This window comes from Erythrobacter sanguineus (assembly GCF_900143235.1).
Classification (GTDB): Bacteria; Pseudomonadota; Alphaproteobacteria; order Sphingomonadales; family Sphingomonadaceae; genus Erythrobacter; species Erythrobacter sanguineus.
Map to the genome: position 1 here is coordinate 1 of NZ_FRDF01000025.1, position 1,635 is coordinate 1,635.

1 protein-coding gene and 1 pseudogene are annotated in these 1,635 nt (G+C 62.0%); both read left to right on the top strand.

Annotated features, from left to right (window positions below):
* Positions 1–159 (top strand): annotated as a pseudogene (locus tag BUA05_RS14990) (sulfate adenylyltransferase subunit CysD); the annotation flags it as partial.
* Positions 160–283: 124 nt separating this feature from the next.
* Positions 284–1,635 (top strand): sulfate adenylyltransferase subunit CysN (gene cysN / locus BUA05_RS14325; protein ID WP_072675697.1); only part of this gene is annotated, 1,352 nt, incomplete at its 3' end.

Here is a 1,635-nt window from a genome sequence, read left to right on the forward strand (position 1 = left end):
TGCTACCCGCTGACCGGCGCGACCCAGAGCGATGCAGCCGACATGAACACGATCATCCAGGAAATGCTGCTCGCCACCAGTTCCGAACGGCAGGGACGGGCAATCGACAAGGGACAGTCCGCCTCGATGGAAGACAAGAAGCAGGAAGGGTACTTTTGACGCGCCGCGGAATGCGAAGCGTTCCGAAGCGTCAACCCCGGACTTGATCCGGGGTCGGTTGCCCCAATGAACCACAGATGGATCCCCGCCCCCAGATTTCATGGCGCCGGGATGACGAGGCAAGATGAACGACCAATCCTCTTTTCAAACTGACGCCCTCATCGCCGAGGATATCGGCGCCTATCTGCATGCGCACCAGCACAAGATCCTGCTGCGCTTCATCACCTGCGGCAGCGTGGATGACGGCAAGTCGACGTTGATCGGGCGGCTGCTGTATGATTCCAAGATGATCTTCGAAGATCAGCTCGCCGCGCTGGAAAGCGACAGCAAGCGCCACGGCACGCAAGGCGAGGAGATCGACTTTGCGCTGCTGGTCGATGGCCTTGCGGCTGAACGCGAGCAGGGCATCACGATCGACGTTGCCTACCGCTTCTTCACCACTGAAAAGCGCAAGTTCATCGTCGCCGACACGCCCGGGCATGAACAATACACGCGCAACATGGTGACCGGCGCTTCGACCGCCGATCTGGCGGTGATCCTGGTGGATGCGCGCAAGGGCGTGCTCCAGCAAACGCGCCGCCATTCCTATCTCGTCCACCTGCTCGGTATCCGCCATGTGGTGCTGGCGGTGAACAAGATGGATCTGGTCGGCTATGATCAGGCGATCTTCGATCGGATCGTCGCCGACTATCGCGGCTTTGCAGAAAGCATCGGGATCGAAGGTTTTACCGCGATCCCGATATCGGGCTTCAAGGGCGACAACATCACCGCCTCCCCTTCCGCAAACACGCCCTGGTATGATGGCCCGGCGCTGATCGAACACCTCGAAACGGTCGAGGTCGACAATGCTGCGGCCCAGACACAATCGTTCCGGATGCCGGTGCAGTGGGTCAACCGCCCCAATCTCGACTTCCGCGGCTTTGCCGGGCTGATCGCCAGCGGCACTGTGCGCGTGGGTGATCCGGTGCGGATCGTGCCTTCGGGCAAGACCAGCACGGTGAAGGCCATCACGACCTTTGACGGTGATCTGGACGAGGCTGTCGCTGGCCAATCGGTCACGATCAGCCTCGCCGACGAGGTTGATTGCAGCCGCGGCGATGTGATCGCGGCAGCGGGCGATCCGCCGCAAGCCTCCGACCAGTTCTCGGCCACTCTGGTGTGGATGGACGAGGAAGCCATGAAGCCGGGGCGCGGTTACTGGCTCAAGCTCGGCACCCAGACGGTGACCGCCACGGTCCAGCCGCCCAAGTACGAGATCGACGTCAACAGCCGCGAACATCTGGCGGCAAAGACGCTCGATATGAACGCCATCGGCGTCGCCGAGTTCGCGACCGACAAGCCGATCACCTTCGAACCCTATGCCGACAACCGCCAGCTGGGCGGGTTCATCCTGATCGACAAGTTCACCAACGCGACCGTGGCGGCCGGGATGATCGCCTTCAGCCTGCGCCGGGCGGACAATGTCCACTGGCAGCC